This window comes from Halodesulfovibrio spirochaetisodalis, assembly GCF_001672295.1.
GTDB lineage: Bacteria > Desulfobacterota > Desulfovibrionia > Desulfovibrionales > Desulfovibrionaceae > Halodesulfovibrio > Halodesulfovibrio spirochaetisodalis.
The window spans coordinates 146389-168055 of record NZ_JXMS01000002.1; the positions used below are offsets into that span (position 1 = coordinate 146389).

At 47.5% G+C, this 21667-nt stretch carries 19 protein-coding genes and 2 tRNA genes; 6 read left to right on the plus strand and 15 right to left on the minus strand.

Going from position 1 to position 21667, the window contains the following annotated elements; all coding sequences use genetic code 11:
• Positions 1 to 34: 34 nt before the first annotated feature.
• Together SP90_RS01930 and SP90_RS01935 are read right to left on the minus strand one after the other, a co-directional pair.
• Positions 35 to 2752 carry a molybdopterin-dependent aldehyde oxidoreductase gene (locus tag SP90_RS01930; RefSeq protein WP_066852001.1) on the minus strand — a complete coding sequence of 906 codons (2718 nt, stop codon included), beginning with the start codon at positions 2750 to 2752 and terminating at the stop codon, positions 35 to 37.
• Between the two features lie 131 nt (positions 2753 to 2883).
• On the minus strand, positions 2884 to 3906 hold the full coding sequence (locus tag SP90_RS01935) for a molybdopterin-binding protein (protein WP_066852003.1): 1023 nt from the start codon (positions 3904 to 3906) through the stop codon (positions 2884 to 2886).
• Positions 3907 to 4095: 189 nt separating this feature from the next.
• Between SP90_RS01935 and SP90_RS01940 the strand changes: the two genes are divergently transcribed.
• Positions 4096 to 4437, plus strand: a complete 342-nt coding sequence (locus SP90_RS01940; protein ID WP_066852004.1) for a winged helix-turn-helix domain-containing protein — start codon at positions 4096 to 4098, stop codon at positions 4435 to 4437.
• 2 nt (positions 4438 to 4439) lie between these two features.
• Here SP90_RS01940 and SP90_RS01945 read toward each other — a convergent pair whose 3' ends face one another.
• The 4 genes from SP90_RS01945 to modA are packed head-to-tail and all read right to left on the minus strand — an operon-like array spanning position 4440 to position 7302.
• A complete protein-coding gene (locus tag SP90_RS01945) occupies positions 4440 to 5162 on the minus strand; it encodes a Rossmann-like domain-containing protein (RefSeq protein ID WP_066852005.1) in 723 nt (240 codons plus the stop codon).
• Entirely contained in the window at positions 5150 to 5908 is a 759-nt protein-coding gene (locus SP90_RS01950) for an ATP-binding cassette domain-containing protein (protein WP_082936250.1), read from the minus strand. Before SP90_RS01950 ends, SP90_RS01945 begins: the two co-directional genes overlap by 13 nt.
• Positions 5905 to 6564, minus strand: a complete 660-nt coding sequence (modB, locus tag SP90_RS01955) for a molybdate ABC transporter permease subunit (protein WP_066852006.1) — start codon at positions 6562 to 6564, stop codon at positions 5905 to 5907. Before modB ends, SP90_RS01950 begins: the two co-directional genes overlap by 4 nt.
• Positions 6565 to 6567: 3 nt before the next feature.
• Entirely contained in the window at positions 6568 to 7302 is a 735-nt protein-coding gene (modA, locus tag SP90_RS01960) for a molybdate ABC transporter substrate-binding protein (protein WP_066852007.1), read from the minus strand.
• 147 nt (positions 7303 to 7449) lie between these two features.
• Between modA and SP90_RS01965 the strand changes: the two genes are divergently transcribed.
• Together SP90_RS01965 and SP90_RS01970 are read left to right on the plus strand one after the other, a co-directional pair.
• Positions 7450 to 8502, plus strand: coding sequence for a TOBE domain-containing protein (locus SP90_RS01965; RefSeq protein ID WP_066852008.1), 1053 nt, complete (start codon positions 7450 to 7452; stop codon positions 8500 to 8502).
• Positions 8503 to 8580: 78 nt separating this feature from the next.
• Positions 8581 to 9285 (plus strand): Mpv17/PMP22 family protein, encoded by a 705-nt coding sequence (locus tag SP90_RS01970; RefSeq protein ID WP_231895518.1) that lies wholly within the window; start codon positions 8581 to 8583, stop codon positions 9283 to 9285.
• A gap of 81 nt (positions 9286 to 9366) precedes the next feature.
• Here SP90_RS01970 and SP90_RS01975 read toward each other — a convergent pair whose 3' ends face one another.
• The 9 genes from SP90_RS01975 to SP90_RS02015 form a co-directional block, all read right to left on the minus strand.
• Positions 9367 to 9837 carry a hypothetical protein gene (locus tag SP90_RS01975; protein WP_066852010.1) on the minus strand — a complete coding sequence of 157 codons (471 nt, stop codon included), beginning with the start codon at positions 9835 to 9837 and terminating at the stop codon, positions 9367 to 9369.
• Positions 9837 to 11156: a vWA domain-containing protein gene (locus SP90_RS01980; protein WP_066852012.1), complete on the minus strand. Its 1320-nt coding sequence runs from the start codon at positions 11154 to 11156 to the stop codon at positions 9837 to 9839. Before SP90_RS01980 ends, SP90_RS01975 begins: the two co-directional genes overlap by 1 nt.
• A gap of 2 nt (positions 11157 to 11158) precedes the next feature.
• Positions 11159 to 12142, minus strand: a complete 984-nt coding sequence (locus SP90_RS01985; RefSeq protein ID WP_066852014.1) for an AAA family ATPase — start codon at positions 12140 to 12142, stop codon at positions 11159 to 11161.
• A 121-nt stretch (positions 12143 to 12263) separates the two neighbouring features.
• Positions 12264 to 13379, minus strand: a complete 1116-nt coding sequence (locus tag SP90_RS01990; RefSeq protein ID WP_066852016.1) for a DUF6765 family protein — start codon at positions 13377 to 13379, stop codon at positions 12264 to 12266.
• A gap of 135 nt (positions 13380 to 13514) precedes the next feature.
• Positions 13515 to 14219 (minus strand): ABC transporter ATP-binding protein, encoded by a 705-nt coding sequence (locus tag SP90_RS01995; protein ID WP_066852018.1) that lies wholly within the window; start codon positions 14217 to 14219, stop codon positions 13515 to 13517.
• On the minus strand, positions 14212 to 15000 hold the full coding sequence (locus SP90_RS02000) for an ABC transporter ATP-binding protein (RefSeq protein ID WP_066852020.1): 789 nt from the start codon (positions 14998 to 15000) through the stop codon (positions 14212 to 14214). The genes SP90_RS01995 and SP90_RS02000 overlap by 8 nt, the downstream gene beginning before the upstream one ends.
• The gene (gene livM / locus SP90_RS02005; protein ID WP_066852022.1) at positions 15001 to 16224 is read right to left on the minus strand and encodes a high-affinity branched-chain amino acid ABC transporter permease LivM; all 1224 of its coding nucleotides are present in this window, start codon (positions 16222 to 16224) and stop codon (positions 15001 to 15003) included.
• Between the two features lie 60 nt (positions 16225 to 16284).
• Positions 16285 to 17193 (minus strand): branched-chain amino acid ABC transporter permease, encoded by a 909-nt coding sequence (locus SP90_RS02010; protein WP_066852024.1) that lies wholly within the window; start codon positions 17191 to 17193, stop codon positions 16285 to 16287.
• A 123-nt stretch (positions 17194 to 17316) separates the two neighbouring features.
• Complete coding sequence (locus SP90_RS02015; protein WP_066852026.1) at positions 17317 to 18438, minus strand: branched-chain amino acid ABC transporter substrate-binding protein; 1122 nt, start codon at positions 18436 to 18438, stop codon at positions 17317 to 17319.
• 673 nt (positions 18439 to 19111) lie between these two features.
• On the opposite strand from SP90_RS02015, the gene SP90_RS02020 reads away from it, so the two are divergent.
• The 3 genes from SP90_RS02020 (at position 19112) to SP90_RS02030 (ending at position 21274) form a co-directional block, all read left to right on the plus strand.
• A complete protein-coding gene (locus SP90_RS02020) occupies positions 19112 to 20821 on the plus strand; it encodes a glutamine--tRNA ligase/YqeY domain fusion protein (protein ID WP_066852028.1) in 1710 nt (569 codons plus the stop codon).
• A 162-nt stretch (positions 20822 to 20983) separates the two neighbouring features.
• Positions 20984 to 21058: transfer RNA gene (locus SP90_RS02025), tRNA-Gln, on the plus strand.
• A 138-nt stretch (positions 21059 to 21196) separates the two neighbouring features.
• Positions 21197 to 21274: transfer RNA gene (locus SP90_RS02030), tRNA-Glu, on the plus strand.
• Positions 21275 to 21667: the final 393 nt, after the last annotated feature.

A 21667-nucleotide genomic window follows, 5' to 3' on the forward strand; every position in this document is an offset into this window, starting at 1 on the left:
TGCTGCCAAAGCAGCACGGACGATGAGTACTGTATTACTTATTTAACCCTGCGAGCACTTTTTCAGGAAGTGCAGGCAGCGCGCGGATACGGACGCCACAAGCATTGTATATGCCGTTAATGACAGCTGCATGCGGGCAGGTGAGCGGAAGCTCGCCAACACCGGAGGCACCGAATGGGCCTTCAGGACGCTCAGATTCTACGTAAATCAGTTCCATGTCGTCTGGAATCTGTTTTGCGTAAGGGAATCCTGCACCCACCATGGTGGAGTGCTTTTTGATATCCTCAAAGTCCTCAGTGAGTGCAAGGCCGATAGCCTGAGCAAGGCCGCCGTACATCTGACCATCTACAGCCAGTTTGTTCATGACGGTACCAACGTCTGCTACTGCGGTCATTTTTTCCACAGTAGTTTTACCGGTTGCTATTTCTACACTGACTTCAGCAAGGAACAGTCCGTACATGTAACATGCAAACGGGTTACCCTGACCGTTTTCGTCGCAATCGGTACATGGTGCTGTCCATTTGCCTTTGGCACGGGTAGGGATGTTGTTCGCTTCCATCTCTTCATAGGTGTAGAAAGAGCCGTCTGCTTTTTTCATAGCTGCTACAAGCTCTTCACCAGCTGCTTTGATTGCACGGCCGATAACAACCTGTGAACGGGAACCACCTGCAGGGCCGCCATTAGGGCACTTGCTGGTGTCGTTGAGGCAAACTTTGATTTTTTCAGCAGGGAAGCCCATTGGGCTGAGTGCTTCGTGTGCAGTTGTTAATGCACCGATATCAGCACCCTGACCGTGGTCATGCCATGTGGTGTACACTGTGACAAAACCTTCAGCATCAAGTTCAATGTCTGCTTCTGCGGAGTCAGGGCCGTCAAGACCGGAACCGTACACGCCAAGGGCAATACCTACGCCGCGTTTAACTTCCGGCGTGGAAAGCTCTGCTGCGCGTTTCTTGGCTTCTTCGTATTTAGGGCGAACGGTATCGAGAATTTCAGGCAGACTGTAAACTTCAGGATCTTGACCTGTAGGTGTGGTGGAACCTTTACGGTATACGTTTTTGTAGCGCAGTTCCAATGGATCCATACCGAGTTTTTCAGCAAGTTCGTCCATAAGAACTTCTGATGCGAATTCAGACTGCGGAGAACCGTAGCCACGGAATGCAGAACCCCATGCGTGGTTGGTACAAACGGTACGACCTTCACCACGGATGTTATCAATGTCGTAACCTGCACCGATAAACTGAGCACCACGAAGGGTGAGAAGGTCACCGAATTCAGAGTAAGGACCGTGGTCAACAGACCAGTCTGTTTCCATACCGAGGAGTTTACCTTCGTTGTCCGCAGCCATACGTACGTTCATAAAGAACGGGGAACGCTTACCGGTGTAGGTCTGCTGCTGGTACCATGTGTAGTTGAGGAATACAGGGCGGTCAGTTGCCATGCATGCAGCACCGACGAGGGCTTCCATTGTCGGGCTGAACTTGTAGCCAAAGGTACCGCCAGCAGGGTTCTGAACCATGACAATATTTTCAAGTTCTTCACCGAGACCAGGAGCAATCATGGCAGCATGCAGATGCAGGCCGATTGATTTGGAATGGATAACGAGTTTACCTTCGTCGTTACGGTACGCAAAACCTACGTCCGGCTCGATAGGCATGTGAGGCTGACGACCAACATAGTAATCGCCTTCAATGGTAACGTCTGCTTCTTTAAATATCGGTGCAGTGTCGTTGCCCTTAGCTACTTTCTGGACAAAGTAGATGTTAGGAGTGCCTGGATGAATTTCCATGGCGTCGTCCTGCATTGCTTCAGGGGCGCTCATGTACGCAGGCAGTTCTTCCAGTTCTACTTTCACTTTTTCTGCAGCAGCTTTTGCATGCTTTTCTGTGTCAGCACACACGATTGCGATGGCATCGCCGTACTGGAATATTTTTTCATCACACAGAATAGGACGATCCCAGCCGTCACCCTTGTTGGTCGGGAATGTGATGAGGCCGGTAATACGGTTTTTACCTTTAATATCTTTGTAGGTAACAACCTTTTCAACGCCTTCCATTTTTTCTGCTTCGGAAGTGTCGATAGAAATAATTTTTGCGTGGGAGACTTCTGCCTGAACCAGAGCACAGCGAAGGGTGTTAGCAGGAAGTTTGAGACCTAAATCTGCACCGTAATCGAGTGTACCGGTCACTTTGGCAACAGCGGTAGGACGTGGGTATTTTGTACCTACAATGCGGCCTTCGGTAGGCACGTCCTTCATCAGTTCATCGCGTGTTTTTTCACCGCGCAGAACTGCAGCAGCGTCCATCACAGCGTCAACAAGCGGTTTGTATCCTGTGCAACGACATGCGTTACGATGCTTCTGGAACCATTCGCGAACATCTTCACGAGTCGGGGATTGATTTTCAAGAAGCAGTGCATAAGAAGAAACAATAAAGCCCGGAGTACAGAAACCGCACTGTGCGCCACCATGAGCGATCCATGCAAGCTGAACAGGGTGCAGGTGTTCAGGAGTGCCAACCCCTTCAGCAGTTACGATTTGTGTGTTTTCTGCAACGCGCTTCATTTTAATGGTACATGTGCGCTTGAGCTTGCCATCCACAACAACGTTACAACTACCGCACTGACCTTGTCCGCAGCCGATCTTAACGCTGGTAAGCCCTAAGTTTTCGCGCAGTACATTCGCAAGTGTTTCATCCTGTTCGCAGATGACCATGCGGTCTACGCCGTTAACGTGAAGCATTCTTTTTAGCATGGAAACTCCTCTCTGGTACCTCGTTTCGGTCAATGCGCATTAACAAAACAAAAAGTTTGTCGATACAATTAAGGTACCCATCACATATAGGTTATAAAGCAGGAGGGTTCTACAGCAGAACCAGCCGATTATTATGACGATTTACCGAAGGAGCACAGTGGGAAATGACAGGTTTCGCAACCGGCACAGAAGCCGCCGTGTCCTAAATTCGTAATGTCTCTACGGGTAATTGTTTCGCCTGCGAGAATGCGCGGTACGATAAGATCGAAGATACTGGCGCGGTAGTACATTACGCAGCCGGGAAGTCCGATGATTGGTCGGTTATCCTTGTAGGCGAGCATGAACATGGCACCGGGAAAGGTCGGTGAGCCGTAGGTGACTACATCAGCACCAGTATCGCGGATACTGGCAGGAGTTCTGTCATCCGGATCGACAGACATGCCGCCGGTAACAACAACAAAATCAATACCATCATCAAGGAAGGCATTAATGGCGTCTGTAGTCATCTGCTGGTCATCAGGAACAAAGACTTGCTCCACGACATTTGACCCGAGTTCATGAAATTTCTTGCGTATTACAGGCCCGAACTTATCTGTAATTCTTCCATGGTAGACTTCGCTACCGGTTGTAACCACACCTACTTTGTGATGTTTGAAAGGCTTTACCTGAATAACAGGCCCGCCTGTTGCGCAAACAGCTTCTACTTCTTCAACCTTTGACCTGTCGGTAACCAGAGGAACTATGCGGGTACCGGCAATTGGTCGTTCAGAAAGGACATGCAAACCGTTGTGCATGGTTGAGAGAACAACCTCATCAATCGCATTAATTTGATGAACCTTTTCAACATCAATGGACAGCAACCCCTTGTTGGCAATAAGGTTGACTCGTCCTTCAGAGACGTCGCTTAACGTGATTCCTTCGCCAGCAACGGCGTTGGCAATGCGAATGGCTGCTTCATTTTCATGGATTTGATTTTCGGTAAGATTGAGAACATAAAGATGTTCTTTACCGATATCGAGAAGGGTGGGAATGTCTTTTTCTGTGACGATGTGCCCTTTTTTGAACGCAGGGCCCTTACTTTCACCGGGGACAATTCGGGTGATGTCGTGACAAAGAACCATACCAATCGAGTTTTGAACTGGAACTGCCTGCATTGTAGTCTCTTTTTGCGATTCAGGTTGATAGAAAAAAGTAGTTAGTAGGTGATTACTGGGTGTTTTTTATATGTCCATAGGGACATAATAAGTCAAACGTTTTTTTATGAAAAATAAGGGCAGTTGTGTTGAAATGTTTAAGAAAAATTTCACAATAAGGTGGTTATGCCCGTAAACAAAGGATGAGAGATGAGAAAGAAGAGCGTTAAATATAAATTTTGGCTGGAGGAAGACGGAAACATGCTGTTTGGTTCCGGCGGCACAGTGCTGCTTGAACAGATTGATGCACTGGGCTCACTTTCTGGAGCATCCAAGGAGCTTGGCATGTCGTACCGAAGAGCGTGGGGGCGTTTGAAAAAGCTTGAGGAATGTATCGGTGAGCCTCTGGTGACAAAGGTCGGAGGAAATAAAAAAGGATACCGCCTTACAGATACTGGAAGACGGTTTATTAAATCCTATAGAGATGCTGAAAAATTGATGGATGCGGCAGCGCAGGAAGCGCTGGTAAACTGCTTTAAATGGGTCAGGTAACGCTATTTGCTCATAGGGCAGAAGCGCTCCCAGTCCATATATGAAGCAGCGCCTGCTATGGTTGTCCCGTAGAAGATTACGGGCTTATCAGTAAGGAATAGATCAATGGAGTTGTTCGCAAGGGTCGTTCCGGTCACGAGCAGCAATTCTGCCCAGTTGATGGCATCACTGGTGTGTTCTTTTCCTTCAATCAGTACTCCTCGTTTCACCTGACCAATGTTCTGGGGATCAAGATCCACAAGACGCAGCGGAAAATGAGGGTGGAGTGCTTCAGCCATTGCAGGTTGGAAGCCGATTAATGTTATACGGCGGTGCCCATATGTTTGCTGTATATGGTCACAAAGTTTGCGGGCACATTCTTTGGGTTCGTTATTTTTACAATGTATGGTGTTTGTTGCGCTGTGGTGCGCGCAACTTACAGCATTGAGAGTTGCTACAAAAACAGCACGGTTAAAATCAGTTGTCAGTGGAAGAGATGCCACTTCTTGCAGGGTACCGGAAAATGTTCCACGACTGGCAGTAAATGCCTGTCCTTTGTACCCGTTAAATACTGCCTCCATGAGATGTTCTTTGCCGGTTTGGATCGGGTAATCCGTATCGTCCGGCCTGCCTATGGCTTCTTCTGTGGTAAGCGGCTTAGCTGAGACCGTAATAGGCTCCAGCAATAGATTACCAGAACGCCAGTCTTCAAGAGCTTTTTCCCGAACTGTTGTTAATGCCTGCATGATGTTTTCCGTCTGTTTGTGGATGCACATACCGCTGCATTGGATATCTGTGCAAACTGTTCGCAATAAAATGCACTGTTGTGTGCTGAGTGTACTGCCTGTAGTTGGGACGCAAACCATGTTGGAGAAATTTTTCCCTGCTCTATGGCAACGACCGAGTCTCCAAGGAGCGTAGCCTCTTCCAGATCATGTGTCACATGAATAATGGGGACATGCAGTTGCACTTTTAGTTCGAGCAGCATTTCTTGCAATTTATGCCGTGTTGTTACATCAAGCGCGGAAAAAGGTTCATCAAGTAATAGTGTTACCGGTCTGCGTGCAAGAGTTTGGCATAATGCCGCCCGTTGCCGTTCTCCACCTGAAATGGAGTGCGGTTTTTTGTTTTTAATGTGTTCAATATTGAAGCTGTGAAGAAGTTCGGGAACTTGTTCCGAATCAACAGCAGCAAAGCGAATGTTTTTTTCAACAGTAAGATGCGGAAACAGCGTGTAATCTTGAAAAACAAGTCCAGCGTTTCTGTGTTGCGGTGGAGTAACGTTGCGTGGTGATGAAGAAAACCAATTGGCATTGTTGCAGCTTATGTTCCCGCTATCCGGCGTTTCAAGTCCTGCCAGCATTCTGATAAGCGTAGTTTTCCCAGAACCGGACGGGCCTACAATTGCTGTAAGTGTATTAGGCTCACAGGTCATCTTGATATCAAGCTTCATGTGTTCCAGTTGCTTTTTGATGGAAAAGGCAAGGGTCATGATTGTTGTCTCCTGTTTATGGCATTGAGGATGACAAGAAAGAAAAAGCAGACAGGAACTAGAGTAGCTGACATATACAGTGCATCGTCAAATCGCATGGCTTCCACTGCTTCATAAATTGCGATGGAGGCAACCTGTGTACGACCGGGAATACTGCCTCCTACCATAAGAATCACCCCGAATTCTCCAAGGCTGTGAGCAAATACCAGAATAGAACTCGCTGCGATACCGCTGATACTGTTGGGGAGTATGACGCGGTAAAATGTTTGCCAAGGGGATAGTCCCAGTACAGCTGCACTTTCTAGCAGACGCTTATCCAGTTTTTCAAATGATGCCCGTAGAGGTTGCACTGCAAAGGGCAAGTTGAAGATGAGAGAGGCAAACAGAATTCCAGAGAAACTGAATATAAGTCTGCTGCCAGTCATGGTCTGCCAGGCTCCGCCTACAGCTCCCGATGGGGTCATTAACATGAGTAACCCGAAACCGAGAACCGTAGGCGGAATAACCATGGGTAGGGTTATCAATGCATCCAGAATACTTTTCCCGCGGCATGATCCGAATGCCAGAAAGTAGGCAGGGGGAAATGCCAGTATCGGGATAAGCATCATCGTACAAAAAGCCAGTTTAGCAGAGAGGATGAGTGGGATAGAGAACATGGCTTATTGATACCCATAGCTACGCTTAATCGCGGCCACTGTTGGGGATGCAAGAAATTGTATAAATTTTTCTGCTGCGTTGGGGTGCGGGGCATTGCTGAGAATACATCCCTTTTGGAGCACTGGTTCAGCTTCAGGAACATGAATAACGCAACCTTGTCTGGCTTGCGGTGTGAACATATAGGAGTAGGCACAAAAGCCTGCATCAGCGGCACCAGTTGCGACATATTGGAAGGCTTGCGATATGGATTGCCCAACTGCAAGTTTCGACTTTGTTTTTTCCCAGAGATTCAGTTTTTGCAGCATAGCTTTTGTGACTGTGCCGTATGAGGCCGTTTCAGGATTTGCTATGGCAATGTGGGCAACAGAGTGGGATGAAAGAGCATGTTGCCATGTTTTGCTGCAAAGATTTTTATTGCGTGTCCACAGCACAACCCGTCCTTTTGCATAAGTAAAAGGCTTGGCTGCAAGCTGTTGCGTATATAATTTTTCCGGCCTTAGTGCATCCGCAGCAAGGAACACATCAAACGGTGCACCGTTGATGATCTGACCATACAGTTTTCCTGTGGAAGTGTAGGTGGCTTGCACAGTGAGTCCTGTTTCCTTTTCAAACGCAGGAATAATTTCCTGCATGGCAGGCATAAAATTTGCCGCCTGAGCAATCATGAGGTCTGCGGAACGGGCTTGTATGGGCACAAAAGTACATAGAGCTAAACATAGCGTAATAAGACGTTTCATCGGGAGCCTCCGGTTTTTGGAAGTGCGAACACGTTGTACTTCTTCGGCTTTCGTCACTTTACTTTTCCATGTGCTTCTAAGAAGATTGTTTTTTTAGAACAAGCAGGTCACGAAAATATCAGAATTCGTGACTTCTCTGGAGTTGTCATGTCTGAACATGCTGGAGCACTTTCTCCTCATTCTATTTTTACGGTTTCAGAATCGTTGAGATATCTTGAGCCGGAACAGCTTACTCAGTTTTTACATTCATTTGATGCATGGTGCGGGGGGACGGACAGGCAGGAATACATTCGTTCACGTCAGCGGATGCGTGCTGTATTTTTATTGCTGCGGCATACGGGTGCGCGTCTTGGTGAGATTCTGGCGCTTGATGACAGGACAGCTTTTGATTTTTCCCGAAAGGTTGTCACGGTAGGGCATGGAGATGCGCTACGGGAGGTTCCTTTGGAGCCGTCCGTTAATGAAGCCATACGTGAACTTATGGAGAGTTCAATGGGGGCTGGGCTCAGGGGAAGCTTTTTCCATATGGATCCGGGGTATGTTCGACGAATTTTTTATGCCCGTGCAATGGACTGCGGTTTACCAAAGGAATTGGCAACACCCAGAGTATTGAGGTATAGCCGTGCGTTGGAAATGGTACGTGGTGGTGTGCCGTTGCTTGTTGTCAGCAAGGTGCTTGGGCGGTTATCGGCGGATGTTTTGGCTAGTTTCAGAAATTACACCAATGCTGACGTCACATCCATTGTCCGTAAGGCGCATGCGGAAATGCAAAAAAGAACCAGTGCACGTAATTCGTTTGTAGGGCATATAGCCCGTGTCGCGGTTGACGGAGTTATGGCAGAAGTTGAAGTCATGACAGATTCAGGCTTGTCGGTTTTTTCCACAATTACTGAGGAAAGCGTGCGCACTTTACGGCTTTGCATCGGGACGCCAGTGGTGGCGACGATTAAAGCTCCTTATATTGATATCATGCCTCAACACGCTCAATATGGCTTAATAAAACGAAATCAGTTTACATGCAGTGTGGAACGTATCATTTCAACCCTCATAATGTCGGAAGTGACAGGGCATCTTGAGGATGGTAGCGGGATTTGTGCGTTGGTTTCAAAAAGTGTGACTGATTCAATGGAGCTTTCTGCGGGGGGCCTGATTGATATCTATTTTAAAGAAATTTCAGTAGTTCTCAATACCGTGCAGTAAACAAACAATTGTCAACCTGCACAGTATGAACGGCAGTGCAATGAGTCCTGTGGATAACGCTAACGAGGAAATACTTACATGAAGATGAAAGACGCTGCAGTGGTGGCGGTTGTTACAGTGCTTGTGCTTGCAGCATGTCTTAGCAATGAATTTGTTGAAGGTTTCAGGTATTACAGTAAGGCGCACGGCTATCTGATGAGCTTTATTAAATTTGCGGTGCTGGCGTCATTCGGTGAATGCTTAGCGCTTCGCATTGTTACCGGAACATATTGGAGCCCTACATTCGGCTTATGTGCAAAAATGGTCGTGTGGGGCATATTAGGCATTATCATCAAGCTTGCATTTACGGTATTTGCAACTGGGGCGCCTAATATTCTTGCCTCATTCGGGTTTGATATTTCTTCAGCAACACTTGCCACAGGCGGTTTTGCAGAGCGGCTTGCCACAGCTTTTGTTATCAGCGTTTCACTCAACAGCATATTTGCACCGGTAATGATGACCCTGCATAAAATCACAGACGGGCATATTCATCTGTATGGTGGTAAAATTTCGTCTTTGCTTATTCCTATTGATATGTCTTCACGATTTAAGGAAATTAATTGGAATATCATGTGGGGGCTGGTGTTTAAAAAAACTATTCCGCTGTTCTGGATTCCGGCACATACCATTACGTTCTTATTACCGCCGGATTTACGAATTTTATTTGCAGCCATGCTTGGAATTGCGTTGGGTGTTATTCTGGCGTTCGCTAACTTGAGTGCGGCTTCCAAAGCACCCGCGTAAACTACGTCTGCAGTAATGAACTCATGTAATAACGAAATGGCTGCTCCTCATTTTGAGGAGCAGCCATTTGTGTTTCTTATATCAGGCAGTTTTACGAGCGACAGACTGCAGTATACGCTCAGCAGCAAAAGTAGGAGCAATAACCCCTTTAGCCGAGGCAGAAGTCTTCAGACTGCCTTGTGTGTTTACAGCGCCGCTGTTCATCGAAGCAACTAGTTCTTCTTCGAAAGCATCACGGAGTGCTGCAAGTGACTCCTCCACCTCTGGGTATTCGTTAGACTCTCGCCAAGGGAGTTTAAGAGTAACGAGGGTATCTTTTGCTTTATGCGAAGGAGACATGAGCTGGTAGTATTCTGATGGCGTCCAGTCTGCCCGCTCGTGCTGGTCTGGCCAACAGTGTGACCAGCCTGTTTCGGGCGGTTTAGGGATTGTACTGGTTATGCGTACAGAAGGCATTGCGAGACTTTTTTCGAATTCGGTAAGCGTGATTGTGTATGTGAGAACAGGGCGATAGTTGCCGCGCTTTTTGTGTATCTTCCAGTCAATATTCATTATTGCTCCATCACAAGTACTTCCCCGAAGGGCGGTGCGTTGTACTGCTGCGTAGTGCTAACCCAGAGTACAGGATATCCGGGATCTTCAGGAAAAAGGTTGCACTGCATATCAGTAAGGTAAATAAGGCATGCCGGTGTGATGTCTTCCTCTTCAAGTCTTGTGAAAGGAGGCCGGAAATCTGTTCCCCCGCCACCGGAGGCGGTAAGGTTCAACGGCAAATCCCACTTAGAAAGCCTTTTTTCTTCGGAAATTTTAGTGTCGCAGGCAAAGGCAGTTATGGTTGTGTCAAATTCTTCCAGAATATCAGAAAGCTCTGCAGCAAAAGCGTCCAGCTCATGTTGTGTAATGCTGCCGGAAACATCTACAGCGACTGCCACCTCTGGTAGTTCTTCACTGTACATTCCGGGCAGATATAGACCGGAATGCAGATACCGTTTGTTGGGGCGAACCCATGAAAAGTCGTTTTTAGCTGCATCAGCCATAAACTGTCGAAGGAGTTCCTGCCAATTTAGTGTGGGAGACGTAATGTTGTTGAACAGTCTTTCCAGTGTTCCTGGCAGATCTCCAAACTCAAGAGATTTATGGATAGCCTGTGTAAGCGCTGAGCGCCATGCATCTTCCTGCTGTTGCATGGAGTTGTTGTCTGTTCCTCCGCTGTTGGAGGGAGCGTCACGGACTTCTCCTGTCATGCCCGGATCGTTACTGTCGTCGGACTGCTCCTGTTCTTCATCTCCCTCGTCACCACTTCCGGCTCCATCACCTGTGTCCTCGGGTGCTTCACCTTCTGTGCCTTGTGCAGACTTTTCTTCCTCAGTTTCCGACATGGATGAGCCGTCTCCGCCTCCTTCAATGTCCTCTCCTGCAATGGCGCCCTGTTCGGCACCGCCGTCAGCGCCTCCTTTCAACTCTTCATTATGGTTTTTGAGTGCGGCATAGATAGCCTCGGCACTTTTTCCGTGGTGCTTTGGATCATCCAGATACCCTGTAGGCAGTTCAATGCCTGCGTCCAGCAAAACAGGGTTGATTGCATAGTCACAGGCCGTGTTCCATAATTTTTTATCACGCAAGCCGCGCCTTGTATGATGACAGCAGGCAAGGTGCAGCACCTCATGGCACTGCAACCCTTTCACTTTCTCTAATGGAAGAGCATCGATGTAGATGGGGTTGTACCCAAGTGTCTGCCCGTCTGCCCATGCCGTGCGGCATGAGGTGTCTTCACGTAACTCCAAGCGGAGCGCGAGGTTTGCAAAAAATGGATGATCAAGCACCAGTTCCATGCGTGCCTTGAGCATTTTGTTGTGTGCGGCCTGATGCATTGCTACACCAGAATATCACTGTTGGCGTAGGCCCAGTTGGCAAAAGAGGGAGTTTCCACAATAGATGGGGATGTTGCGGCGGAGTCCCTCATGAGGAGCACGCTGAACTCAATAGGAAGCCGCGCAGCAAGGACGGCAATCTGGGGAATGACGTCGTCCGATGCTTCGCGTGCAACTGATTCGCAGAGGGCGTAGACCACTGCGGGATCGTCCGGCAACTCAATGGTATCCGGACTGGTAAGTACTTCTTCGACACTCGGCAGTTGATCACATGCCGTAAGAAACGCAAGATATTCGGTTGCTGCTCCTTCACCAACGGCACCGGTTATGAGTGCTTTGATGGTGCTGTTTGATGGCTTGGCAGCAAGGATAGTTGAGACAAATTCCCATGAGCGCGGGGAAGGGAATGCCTTTGCATTTTTCTTAGGGTCAAAAGCATGAAGTAACGTTGGACGAAAACGGAGAAATGCTTTGAGTGATGGAACCACCTCGTTGTTATCAGCCCATAAAAGCCAGTCATCAAGATCGGCTTCAAAGTCCAGATGAACCATTCTGTTGGCAAGCGCGGAAGGCATGCGATGGGTAACTGCTTTGTCAGACTCACGGTTACCGGCAGCAATAATGCTCCAGCCTTCAGGAAGCTCGTATTCACCGAGTTTCCTGTCGAGGATTAGCTGATAGCAGGCGGCTTGGACTAATGGTGGTGCGGTGTTGAGCTCATCCAGAAACAAAATCCCGTTTCCTTCTGTCGGCAGGAAAGACGGGGCACACCATGCTGTTTTCCCTTCATCGTCAATGCGGGGGATACCTCGTAGGTCTACAGGGTCGAGAAGGACAGCACGAATGTCTACAAGTTTCAGGTCATGCTTTGCTGCAAGTTGAGCTACAATCTGGCTTTTGCCGACCCCTGGGGCTCCCCAGATAAATGCCGGCTGTTTTACGGTGATAAGTGTTTCTATTGCAGAAGCAATTTCAGATGGTCTCATTCAGTTCTCCGTTACGTTTCGACGGAGAATATTGAAGTTGATAATCAAAGTCAATTGCAATGAGTATGCATTTGCAAAAAAATATCCGCCACGCGTGAGCGGGCGGATACTGACTAGCGCTTTAGTACACGGCTATCCCGTGGGCAGGGAGCAGATCTTTAAGAATATAGTACCGATGGTACGCGGCGGCTTGATGGAATTTATAGACGTGACTGGAAATGTTGTCTTTTGATTCTTCTGAATCATCAAAATCGTACTTCTGGTTTTCCCAGTGACTTTTGTTGTAACGTATATCCGGTTCAATAACTGGAGCCGTATTCCATGTAAGAGAGCGCCATTGATCAATGCGTCCGTCGCAATCGTCTTCTTTTGCGATGATTGATTTGATGCTGTCAGCCAGTTCCTCAAATGGGATAACGTCCGGCTCGTCATATTTTTCAGCCGCAAATGTTTTGAAATAATTATACAGCAGGTCGCATCCCTCAAAGAAGTGTTCTTTGTTGTCGCGCACCTCTATCTGTTCTGCTTCAATGGGAAGATGTACTGCATCGTTCTCGCGCGGGTATTCGTATTCAAAACTCCATTTGAGATACGGACGGTCAGGGAAGGTGGCAACAGCTCCGTGTCCGAGGCTGCCTGTTGTTTCTTCTGCAAAAAAGCTGACAATACTTCCGGCCTTGAAGCGTTTGATAAAGCGCCCGAGTTTGGAAATGATATAGTCTCCCATCTTCGGATTCTCCACTTCAAGTGGTTCAATGCTTCCGTCTTTAATGCGGTTAAGTGAAGAGCTTACGCCGGAAAAACCAAAGTGAGAAAAGGTATCCATATAGACATGTGCAGCAATGCCTAACAGCTCAAGCCCATACGCTTTCTGAGGGGCTATGAGCAGGTGGTTTTGCATCATTTCCTGAGCAGGTTTGCTGTTTTTACGGCAAAGAAGCTGTTCTTCAAAGTCGCTCCCCTGCGCGCCGGGAAGGAAATGAAATGGAACCCATACACGGCGTTGTTCTTCACGGGCACCATGTACATCTTTGTGATGGTTGAGAATGCACTGCCCACCCTTGTGGGAGGTGGCAATACCATACAACAGACCACCATCTTCATGCTGTTTGCTGTCTTGTTGTGTTGAGTCGTCTACATACTGTGCTGCGTAAGCAACCGTGTATGCATCTTCTTTGTGGATACCTGCAGCCCGTGCCAGTGCATAGGTGCCATAGAAATGCATGTCTAATTGCATAAGAAAACCTCTGTTATCATGTTTGTTTTGTACGTATCACACATGATATCAGAGGGATATGTAAAAGAAGGTTTTAGCGTTAGAAACCAAAAAAGGGCGCAGCAACAGCTGTCGCCCTTCCTCGAATGGGTTTGGCTATAAGCCAAGGTATGCTTTTTTTACGTCCTCGTTGGCGAGCAAGGTTGCTGCATTATCTTCCATGGTAATGTGACCTGTTTCCATTACATATCCACGGTGCGCAATTTTGAGCGCCTGGTTCGCATTCTGTTCCACGAGGAATACTGTGGTGCCGGATGCGTTTACCTTTTGGATGATCTCAAAGATCTGTTGGATAATAATCGGTGCAAGGCCGAGAGATGGCTCATCAAGGAGCAGCAGTCGCGGTCTTGCCATCAGGGCACGGGAGATGGCGAGCATTTGCTGTTCACCGCCTGAGAGGGTGCCGCCTGCCTGCTTCTGGCGTTCTTCCAGAATAGGGAACAGGCTGAAGGCATATTCCATATCTCGCTTGATGCCGTCTTTGTCGTTACGCAGAAAAGCGCCAAGCTCAAGGTTTTCCATAACGGTTAGATCAGGGAAAATGAGTCGCCCTTCCGGCACTTGCGAGATGCCGAGGCGAACAATCTGATCCATTTTAGTTTTATGAATCGGCTGTCCCTCGAAGGTGATTTCACCTGAGCGTGGCGGTGTTCCACCACAAATGGACATGAGAGTCGTGGACTTACCGGCACCGTTGGCCCCAATAAGTGTTACAATTTCACCTTCGTCAATGTGCATACTTACATCATGTAAGGCATGGATATTTCCGTAGAAGGTGTTGACGCCATTAAGTTTAAGCATGGCTTTCCTCCCCGAGGTAGGCTTTGATAACCTGCGGATCTTTACTTACTTCTTCAGGGGTGCCCTGAGAAATAAGGCAGCCGTATTCCATAACGTAAATACGTTCGGAAAGGCTCATGACCATACTCATGTCATGCTCAATAAGCAGAATGGCGAGGTTGAACTTGTCGCGGATATCCAGCACCAGTTCTTTCAAGGATGCGGTTTCCTGCGGGTTCATACCTGCTGCCGGTTCATCAAGCAGAAGCAGGGAAGGTTCTGTAGCCATAGCACGGGCAATTTCTAGTCTGCGTTGATCGCCGTACGGCAGGTTGCAGGCAAGGTCATTGTAGTGCTTGTTAAGACCAATATATTTGAGCAGCTCGTAGCTTTTCTCAATATTTTCTTTTTCTTCACGTTTTACATGCGGCGGACGAAGCAATGCATCAAGGATGCCTGCTTTTGTGCGGCAATGACGAGCAACCATAACGTTTTCAAGAACAGTCATGTTTTTGAAGAGACGGATATTCTGGAAGGTACGCGCCATGCCAAGCTCAGTGACACTATTCGGCTTCATACCGTTTACGCGGCATTCAGTAGCGCCAAGTGGTGTGAAGAATACGTCCCCGTCTGTAGGCTCATAAATACCGGTGATGCAGTTGAAGAAAGTCGTTTTACCGGCACCGTTCGGGCCGATAAGTGCTGCAATCTCTCCACTGTTTACCTGTAAATCAACATCGTTGAGTGCGCGCAGGCCACCGAAACTTTTGGAGAGCGCTTTTACGTTCAGTACTGTGGACATCTACGCATCTCCTTCTTTGATCAGGTCGGGGTCATCAACATGGTATTTTCTACCCTTAGGAGCAATGAGTCCCTGAGGACGGAATACCATCATAAGCACCATTGCCGCTGCGAAGAGAATCATACGGTACTCAGAGAAGGCACGCAGATACTCCGGCATAAGGACGAGGAATGCTGAACCAAGGATAACACCAAGGTTTGATCCCATACCGCCAAGAACAACGATGGACAAAATGATTGCTGATTCCATGAAGGTAAAGCTTGCAGGGTTGATGAAGGTGGTTTTTGCAGCAAAAATTACTCCTGCAAAGCCAGCCCATGCTGTACCAAGGCCGAATGCCATAACCTTTACGTTAACGCGGTCAATGCCCATTGCCTGACAGGCAATTTCGTCTTCGCGTAATGCCTGAAGTGCACGGCCGATACGTGAGTTCTTTAAACGCTGCACAGCGATCATGGTGATGATGGCAAGCGCAAGAACGATGTAGTAAATATAAACGTTTGCGTCTGCTACGGACAATTCCATGCCGAACAGACCCGGTCTGTCGATATTGGAAATACCGGAAGGGCCACCTGTGAGGTCACTCCAGTTTTCCAGCACGAGACGGATAATTTCACCGAAGCCCAGTGTTACGATAGCAAGGTAGTCACCACGCAGACGTAATACAGGGAATGCGAGTAAAATCCCGCCAAGACAGGCTAGGATGCCGCCCAAAGGCAAAGCAACCCAGAATCCGATTCCGAAGTAATGGTTAAGCAGTGCGTAGCTGTAAGCGCCGATTGCGTAGAAAGCTGCGTGCCCGAGAAAGAGCAGGCCGGCAACGCCTACAATAATGTTTAAGCCGAGGCCGAGGATGACGTACAGCAGAAACGAAATGAAAATGTTGGTCTGGTATGTGCTGACCAGAAACGGCATAGCAACACTGAGTGCGAAGATCGCAGCAAGTGCAGGTTTCGCCACTGCCGGTTCTTCCATTGCACGGGATAGCCAGAGCTGTTTTTTAGGCTTGTCAGTAGTTTCTGTTTCATATTGCTTGGCTTCTTTGCGAGCCAACGCCCAGCGCCATACAAAGGATAAAATAAATATCCCCACGCCGACGTAGGCAAGGTTCATCCATCTCCATTCAACGGTGTTCTCGATAGTATTAACTCGAACAACCATGATAGGAAATGTAAGGAACATGAACCACAAACTGGTAATTATGGATTGTTTCAGTCCTTGCATTGTATCTCTTCTGCAGAAAACGAGTTCTGCAACTCCTTCTTTCGTTACGAGTGAATACGGTTATACTTTTTCCACAGGCGCTTTGCCCAGAATACCGGATGGACGGAAAATGAGGAAGATTACCAGTAGTGAGAAAGCGAAAACGTCTTCATAGTCACTGGAAATGTATCCTGCTGCATAGCTTTCAGTCAGTCCGAGGAATAATCCGCCAAGCATCGCACCCGGAATAGAGCCGATACCGCCGAGAACCGCAGCCGTAAATGCTTTCACACCGGCGATAAAGCCGATCATAAAGTTGAGCTGGCCTGAGTGGGTGGAAATAAGCACGCCACCAAGAGCTGCCAGTGAAGAGCCAATGATGAAGGTGGTAGAAATAATCCTGTCTGCGTTGATGCCGAGAAGCATCGCCATTTTTCTGTTCTGGGCTGTAGCACGCATGGCTTTGCCCAGTTTGGTAAATTTGATGAATACGGTAAGTGCAGCCATGGAAACGGCACTGGCTGCAACGATGACTAAGTCAGTGGAACCGAAGATGTGTGCAATCGGCTCCATAAATTCAAAGTCTGGAATAAGTGTTGGAAATGGCAAGAAGTCGGACGTTTGCGCCAGAATGATGTAGTTCTGGAGAAAAAGTGACATACCGATAGCAGAAATCAGTGGAGAAAGGCGAGCAGCGCCGCGAAGCGGTTTGTATGCTACTTTCTCCATAGTGTACCCGTAGGCAGCACAGTATAATATGGCAATGACGATTGCCATGAGCAGGATTGCAAACGCAGGGAATCCGTAAACCCCCATCACACCAGCAACGATGAGACCGGTAAAGGCTCCGAGCATGTAAATTTCGCCGTGTGCGAAGTTAATGAGCTCGATAATCCCGTATACCATCGTGTAGCCGATCGCGATGAGAGCGTAGATGCTCCCGCGCGTTAATCCGCCAAGACCCAATTCGATGAAAAATTCCCAATCCATGTGTATGTCCCTGTCAGAGATGCCTGTCTGCAAAAAATTGCAGGTACAAGGCCGATTATCTGAGTAAAAACGGGGAACAATCCGAGACTGCTCCCCGTTATGGTTGCGGTCGATGCGGTAAGACTATTTAAGTTCTACGTATTTACCGTTCTGAACCTGATACATGGAGAAGCCAACGCCTTCTGCATCACCTCTTTCGTTAAATTTGATTTTACCAACAGGGGTATCAACAAATTCGCTACGGAGTTTAGCAGTAACTGCGTCGTAATCTGTGGAGCCTGCACGTTCGATAGCAGTGAGCATTGCTACAGTAGCTGCGTATGCTGCAGGGTAGAATGCACCCGGCTCAGTGCCGAACATTTTTACGTGTGCTGCAATAGCTTCTTTGTACATTGGCAGGTTGGAAACATCGATAGGACCGGATGCGTATACGCCTTCAGCGTTTTTGCCGGCAACTTTGATGAATGTATCGTCTTTTACGCCGTCATCAGAAACAAACTTTGCTTTAATACGTTTTTTACGCATCTGGTTAACAAGTTTGGATGCTTCAGGGTGGTAACCACCGTAGATAACAACGTCAGCTTTGCTGCGACGAATTTTCTGTACAACAGCAGAGTAGTCAGGAGCACCAGGAGTTACACCTTCGAACAGTACAACTTCTGCTTTGCCGCCTTCTTCAATAAATTTGCGTGCAAACTCTGCGTAGCCTTTACCGTAGTCACCTTTGTCGTGAATAACGGCAATTTTTTTAGCGCCGAGTTTGTCGATTGCGAAGTCAACGCCGAGACGAGCCTGCATGTCGTCAGAAGCGATGGTACGGAAGAACGTAGGGTAGTCACCGGACTGGGTAAGTACTGGGTTGGTAGCACTTGGAGACATAGCGATGAGCTTGCCTTCAGTGTAAATTGGCAGTGCAGCTTTTGTTGCGCCGGAGCAGATGTGGCCAAGAACAACGTTTGCGCCATCAGAAACGAGCTTTGTTGCAACGTTGGTAGCCTGTTCAGGTTTGCACTGGTCATCCTGAATGAGCAGTTCAACTTGTTTACCGTTAATGCCGCCAGCAGCGTTAACTTTTTCAACAACTACTTTTGCAGCGTTAACTGTTGGCAGGCCGTAAGAAGCGAGGTCGCCACTGTGAGCGCCTGCTACGCCGAGCTTGATTGTGTCTGCAGCAAATGCAGGTACACAAAAGGCAGTAACGGCGAGACCTGTTACAATGGATTTAACCAAACCAGAAAATGTCATGTGTTCCTCCAGCGTTGAATATCGTATTGCTAATTAAGTAAGCAATATACTTGTTTGTTTATGTGTCGTCGAACATCCTCGGGCAAAAATAACGTCCCTTTCATATTCTTTGTTCCCGAAAATACTAAAATTGTCAAAACGAAAACTGATGTTTTTATCAAAAAAGTAAAATTTATATGACAGAAACTTAATATATCAGATTTAGTTTATATAGCTGGTTCATTATTCCTTGATATGTCTGAAAAAGTTCCGTGCTTGAAAAAATTGATGTGGTACTCATTGATTTTAAAAAAACTGATAATAAAAACCAAAAAATGATAATTTTTTGCAAAAAAGAGCAAAAAATAACCAAAAACAACGCAATCGTTTTCGGGGGTAAAAAGCCGAGGTGAACGGGGTGTGATACGATCAGTAAGAAAAATTTATGAGCCAAATATGCGGGGTTCAGATCGAGCGGGAATAGAGCGCTTCATTTTACCAAATTCGTGTTTTGTACTTGGAGCACAGGCTGTGCTTGTATATAATGATGTCCGCACGTGATGCGGAAGTATTTTTACTGGAAGTTGCGTGGTGCACTGCCAATTGACCACCGCGTGTGTTTCCCGTATGTCATCCGCTTATAACTTGTTCATAAGCGCAACAATGCGAAGAAATAGATTTAGAGGACGTATTCATGAGTAAGGCTCCTGTAGCACCTGAAGAGAAAAACGAAGGAACTAGTCTGGATTTTATCCGTACTATTATTGCTGAAGACTGTGAGAGCGGAAAGTACGACGGACGCGTACACACCCGTTTCCCGCCGGAGCCGAACGGCTACCTGCATCTTGGGCATGCTAAATCCATTTGCTTGAACTTTGGAATTGCACAAGAGCACGAAGGCGGCATCTGCAACCTTCGCTTTGACGACACAAACCCGTTGAAGGAAGAAGACGAATACGTTCAGTCCATTCAGGAAGACGTAAAATGGCTCGGTTTCGACTGGGGCGAAAAACCGTTTTACACTTCCGACTACTTTGAAGTGCTTTTTGGTCATGCGGTAAAGCTCATTGAAATGGGCAAAGCATATGTGGATCACTCCACACCGGAAGCAATTCGCGAAATGCGCGGTACCTTGACTGAGCCGGGCACAGAAAGCCCGTACCGCAACCGCAGCGTTGAGGAGAACCTTGATCTCTTTAACCGCATGCGTAACGGCGAGTTTGCAGACGGCGAATGCGTGCTCCGCGCTAAAATCGATATGGCGTCTCCGAACATCATCATGCGCGATCCTGCGTTGTACCGTATCCGCAGAGCAACGCATCACAGAACCGGTGACAAGTGGTGCATGTACCCAATGTACGACTTTGCGCATTGTCTTTCAGACTCTCAGGAGCACATTACCCATTCCATCTGTACTCTTGAGTTTGAAAACAACCGCGAACTCTATGACTGGTTGCTCGAAACTCTCGGCGTGTACCGCCCGCAGCAGATTGAATTTGCACGCCTCAACCTGACGCATACAGTACTTTCCAAGCGTAAGCTTATTCAGCTGGTGGAAGAAGGCCATGTTCGCGGTTGGGATGACCCTCGCATGCCGACCATTTCCGGTCTGCGTCGTCGTGGTTGTCCTCCGGAAGCAATCCGCGAGTTCTGCTCCCGTATCGGCGTAGCAAAAGCGGATTCTATGGTTGATGCAGCCATGCTCGAATTCTGCATGCGCGAAAAGCTCAATGAAGTAGCACCTCGCCTTATGGGTGTTGTTGATCCTGTAAAAGTTGTGATCACAAACTACCCTGAAGATCAGGTCGACGAATTTGAAATGCCGCTTCACCCTGAACTGGAAGAATACGGCAAGCGCAAGGTTCCTTTCTCTCGTGAGCTGTACATTGAACGTGCAGACTTCCGCGAAGAAGCACCTAAGAAATTTTTCCGTCTCACCGTCGGTAAAGAAGTGCGCTTACGTTACGCATACTACGTAACCTGCACAGATGTAGTGAAAGACGAGAACGGCGAGATTACAGAGATTCATTGTACCTACGATCCTGAAACCAAAGGCGGCTGGTCTGAAGACGGTCGTAAGGTTAAAGGCACTCTGCATTGGGTTTCTGTAAAACATGCAGTTCCGGCTGAAGTACGTTTGTACGAGCCGCTCTTTGAAAAAGAGAACCCGAACAAGGTTGAAGAAGGCAAAACCTTCATTGACTACATCAACCCTGATTCTGAAAAAGTGATCACAGCGTACCTTGAGCCGCGCCTTGCTGAATGCAAAGCCGGTGAACGTGTTCAGTTCGAACGTCTTGGATACTACTGCGCAGACCTTGATACTACAGCTGAAAAGCCTGTGTTCAACCGTACTGCCACCTTGCGTGACAGCTGGAAGCGTGTAGAGCGTAACCAGAAGTAGTTTTAGCCTTACAAATACAAATCCCCTGTTCCTCACGGAGCAGGGGATTTTTTATTGCAGCCAGTTTTTGGCAATGGAACATTAGGTGGCAGTGATTCGAGTTTTTTTAGAAAATTCCGTTGACAGAACGCCATGTTTTCCATAAAAACACCTCTCACTTGCTGGGCTATCGTTCAATTGGCAGGACGACGGGTTCTGGCTCCGTTAATCAAGGTTCGAGTCCTTGTAGCCCAGCCAAATTTTTTCCTAAAACAGCGCATTACGTTGTTGCTGCGTAACAATCAAACTCTCGTGTAGACTTACTACACTTCGACCTTGATTGTTCCTTGCGCCTCGTGCTGCACTTTTTTAGAAAAAAATTACCATATATGACGCGTCCCCATCGTCTAGCCTGGCCCAGGACACCTGCCTTTCACGCAGGCGACGGGGGTTCAAATCCCCCTGGGGACGCCAAAGCAAGTAAAAGCTCTTACACGAAAGTGTAAGAGCTTTTTTTTGTTAGGGTAACGTTGAAGCTGCAAAATTTGTATAACGCCTTTAATTTTGAAAAAGAATTTCTATCTATTAACGATGAGGTTCTAATTTCGAATTGTTAATTTGACGGGGAAGCTTACGGGGGAAGCTGCTTGTTGTAATACGAGATATGGTGTTTTAGTAAGCTCTATTTTCTGAGAAAATACATCTACGTTGGTTCTTTCTTACTGTTGATACTCTCTTGTGCATAAGTACAAGGGAGTATTTTTTAAAAAAGTCTTGCATGTTTTTTCTCTTGGTATGCATATTTATAGAAGCTGGCAGTAGTAAGGCAACAAAAGATTTATTTTTGATGCAAAAAGAAATGAACGC

Coding starts and splice junctions, on each gene's coding strand:
- SP90_RS01930 (WP_066852001.1), bottom strand. CDS start 2,752: ATGCTAAAAAGAATGCTTCACGTTAACGGCGTAGACCGCATGGTCATC.
- SP90_RS01935 (WP_066852003.1), bottom strand. CDS start 3,906: ATGCAGGCAGTTCCAGTTCAAAACTCGATTGGTATGGTTCTTTGTCAC.
- SP90_RS01940 (WP_066852004.1), top strand. CDS start 4,096: ATGAGAAAGAAGAGCGTTAAATATAAATTTTGGCTGGAGGAAGACGGA.
- SP90_RS01945 (WP_066852005.1), bottom strand. CDS start 5,162: ATGCAGGCATTAACAACAGTTCGGGAAAAAGCTCTTGAAGACTGGCGT.
- SP90_RS01950 (WP_082936250.1), bottom strand. CDS start 5,908: ATGACCCTTGCCTTTTCCATCAAAAAGCAACTGGAACACATGAAGCTT.
- modB (WP_066852006.1), bottom strand. CDS start 6,564: ATGTTCTCTATCCCACTCATCCTCTCTGCTAAACTGGCTTTTTGTACG.
- modA (WP_066852007.1), bottom strand. CDS start 7,302: ATGAAACGTCTTATTACGCTATGTTTAGCTCTATGTACTTTTGTGCCC.
- SP90_RS01965 (WP_066852008.1), top strand. CDS start 7,450: ATGTCTGAACATGCTGGAGCACTTTCTCCTCATTCTATTTTTACGGTT.
- SP90_RS01970 (WP_231895518.1), top strand. CDS start 8,581: ATGAAGATGAAAGACGCTGCAGTGGTGGCGGTTGTTACAGTGCTTGTG.
- SP90_RS01975 (WP_066852010.1), bottom strand. CDS start 9,837: ATGAATATTGACTGGAAGATACACAAAAAGCGCGGCAACTATCGCCCT.
- SP90_RS01980 (WP_066852012.1), bottom strand. CDS start 11,156: ATGCATCAGGCCGCACACAACAAAATGCTCAAGGCACGCATGGAACTG.
- SP90_RS01985 (WP_066852014.1), bottom strand. CDS start 12,142: ATGAGACCATCTGAAATTGCTTCTGCAATAGAAACACTTATCACCGTA.
- SP90_RS01990 (WP_066852016.1), bottom strand. CDS start 13,379: ATGCAATTAGACATGCATTTCTATGGCACCTATGCACTGGCACGGGCT.
- SP90_RS01995 (WP_066852018.1), bottom strand. CDS start 14,219: ATGCTTAAACTTAATGGCGTCAACACCTTCTACGGAAATATCCATGCC.
- SP90_RS02000 (WP_066852020.1), bottom strand. CDS start 15,000: ATGTCCACAGTACTGAACGTAAAAGCGCTCTCCAAAAGTTTCGGTGGC.
- livM (WP_066852022.1), bottom strand. CDS start 16,224: ATGCAAGGACTGAAACAATCCATAATTACCAGTTTGTGGTTCATGTTC.
- SP90_RS02010 (WP_066852024.1), bottom strand. CDS start 17,193: ATGGATTGGGAATTTTTCATCGAATTGGGTCTTGGCGGATTAACGCGC.
- SP90_RS02015 (WP_066852026.1), bottom strand. CDS start 18,438: ATGACATTTTCTGGTTTGGTTAAATCCATTGTAACAGGTCTCGCCGTT.
- SP90_RS02020 (WP_066852028.1), top strand. CDS start 19,112: ATGAGTAAGGCTCCTGTAGCACCTGAAGAGAAAAACGAAGGAACTAGT.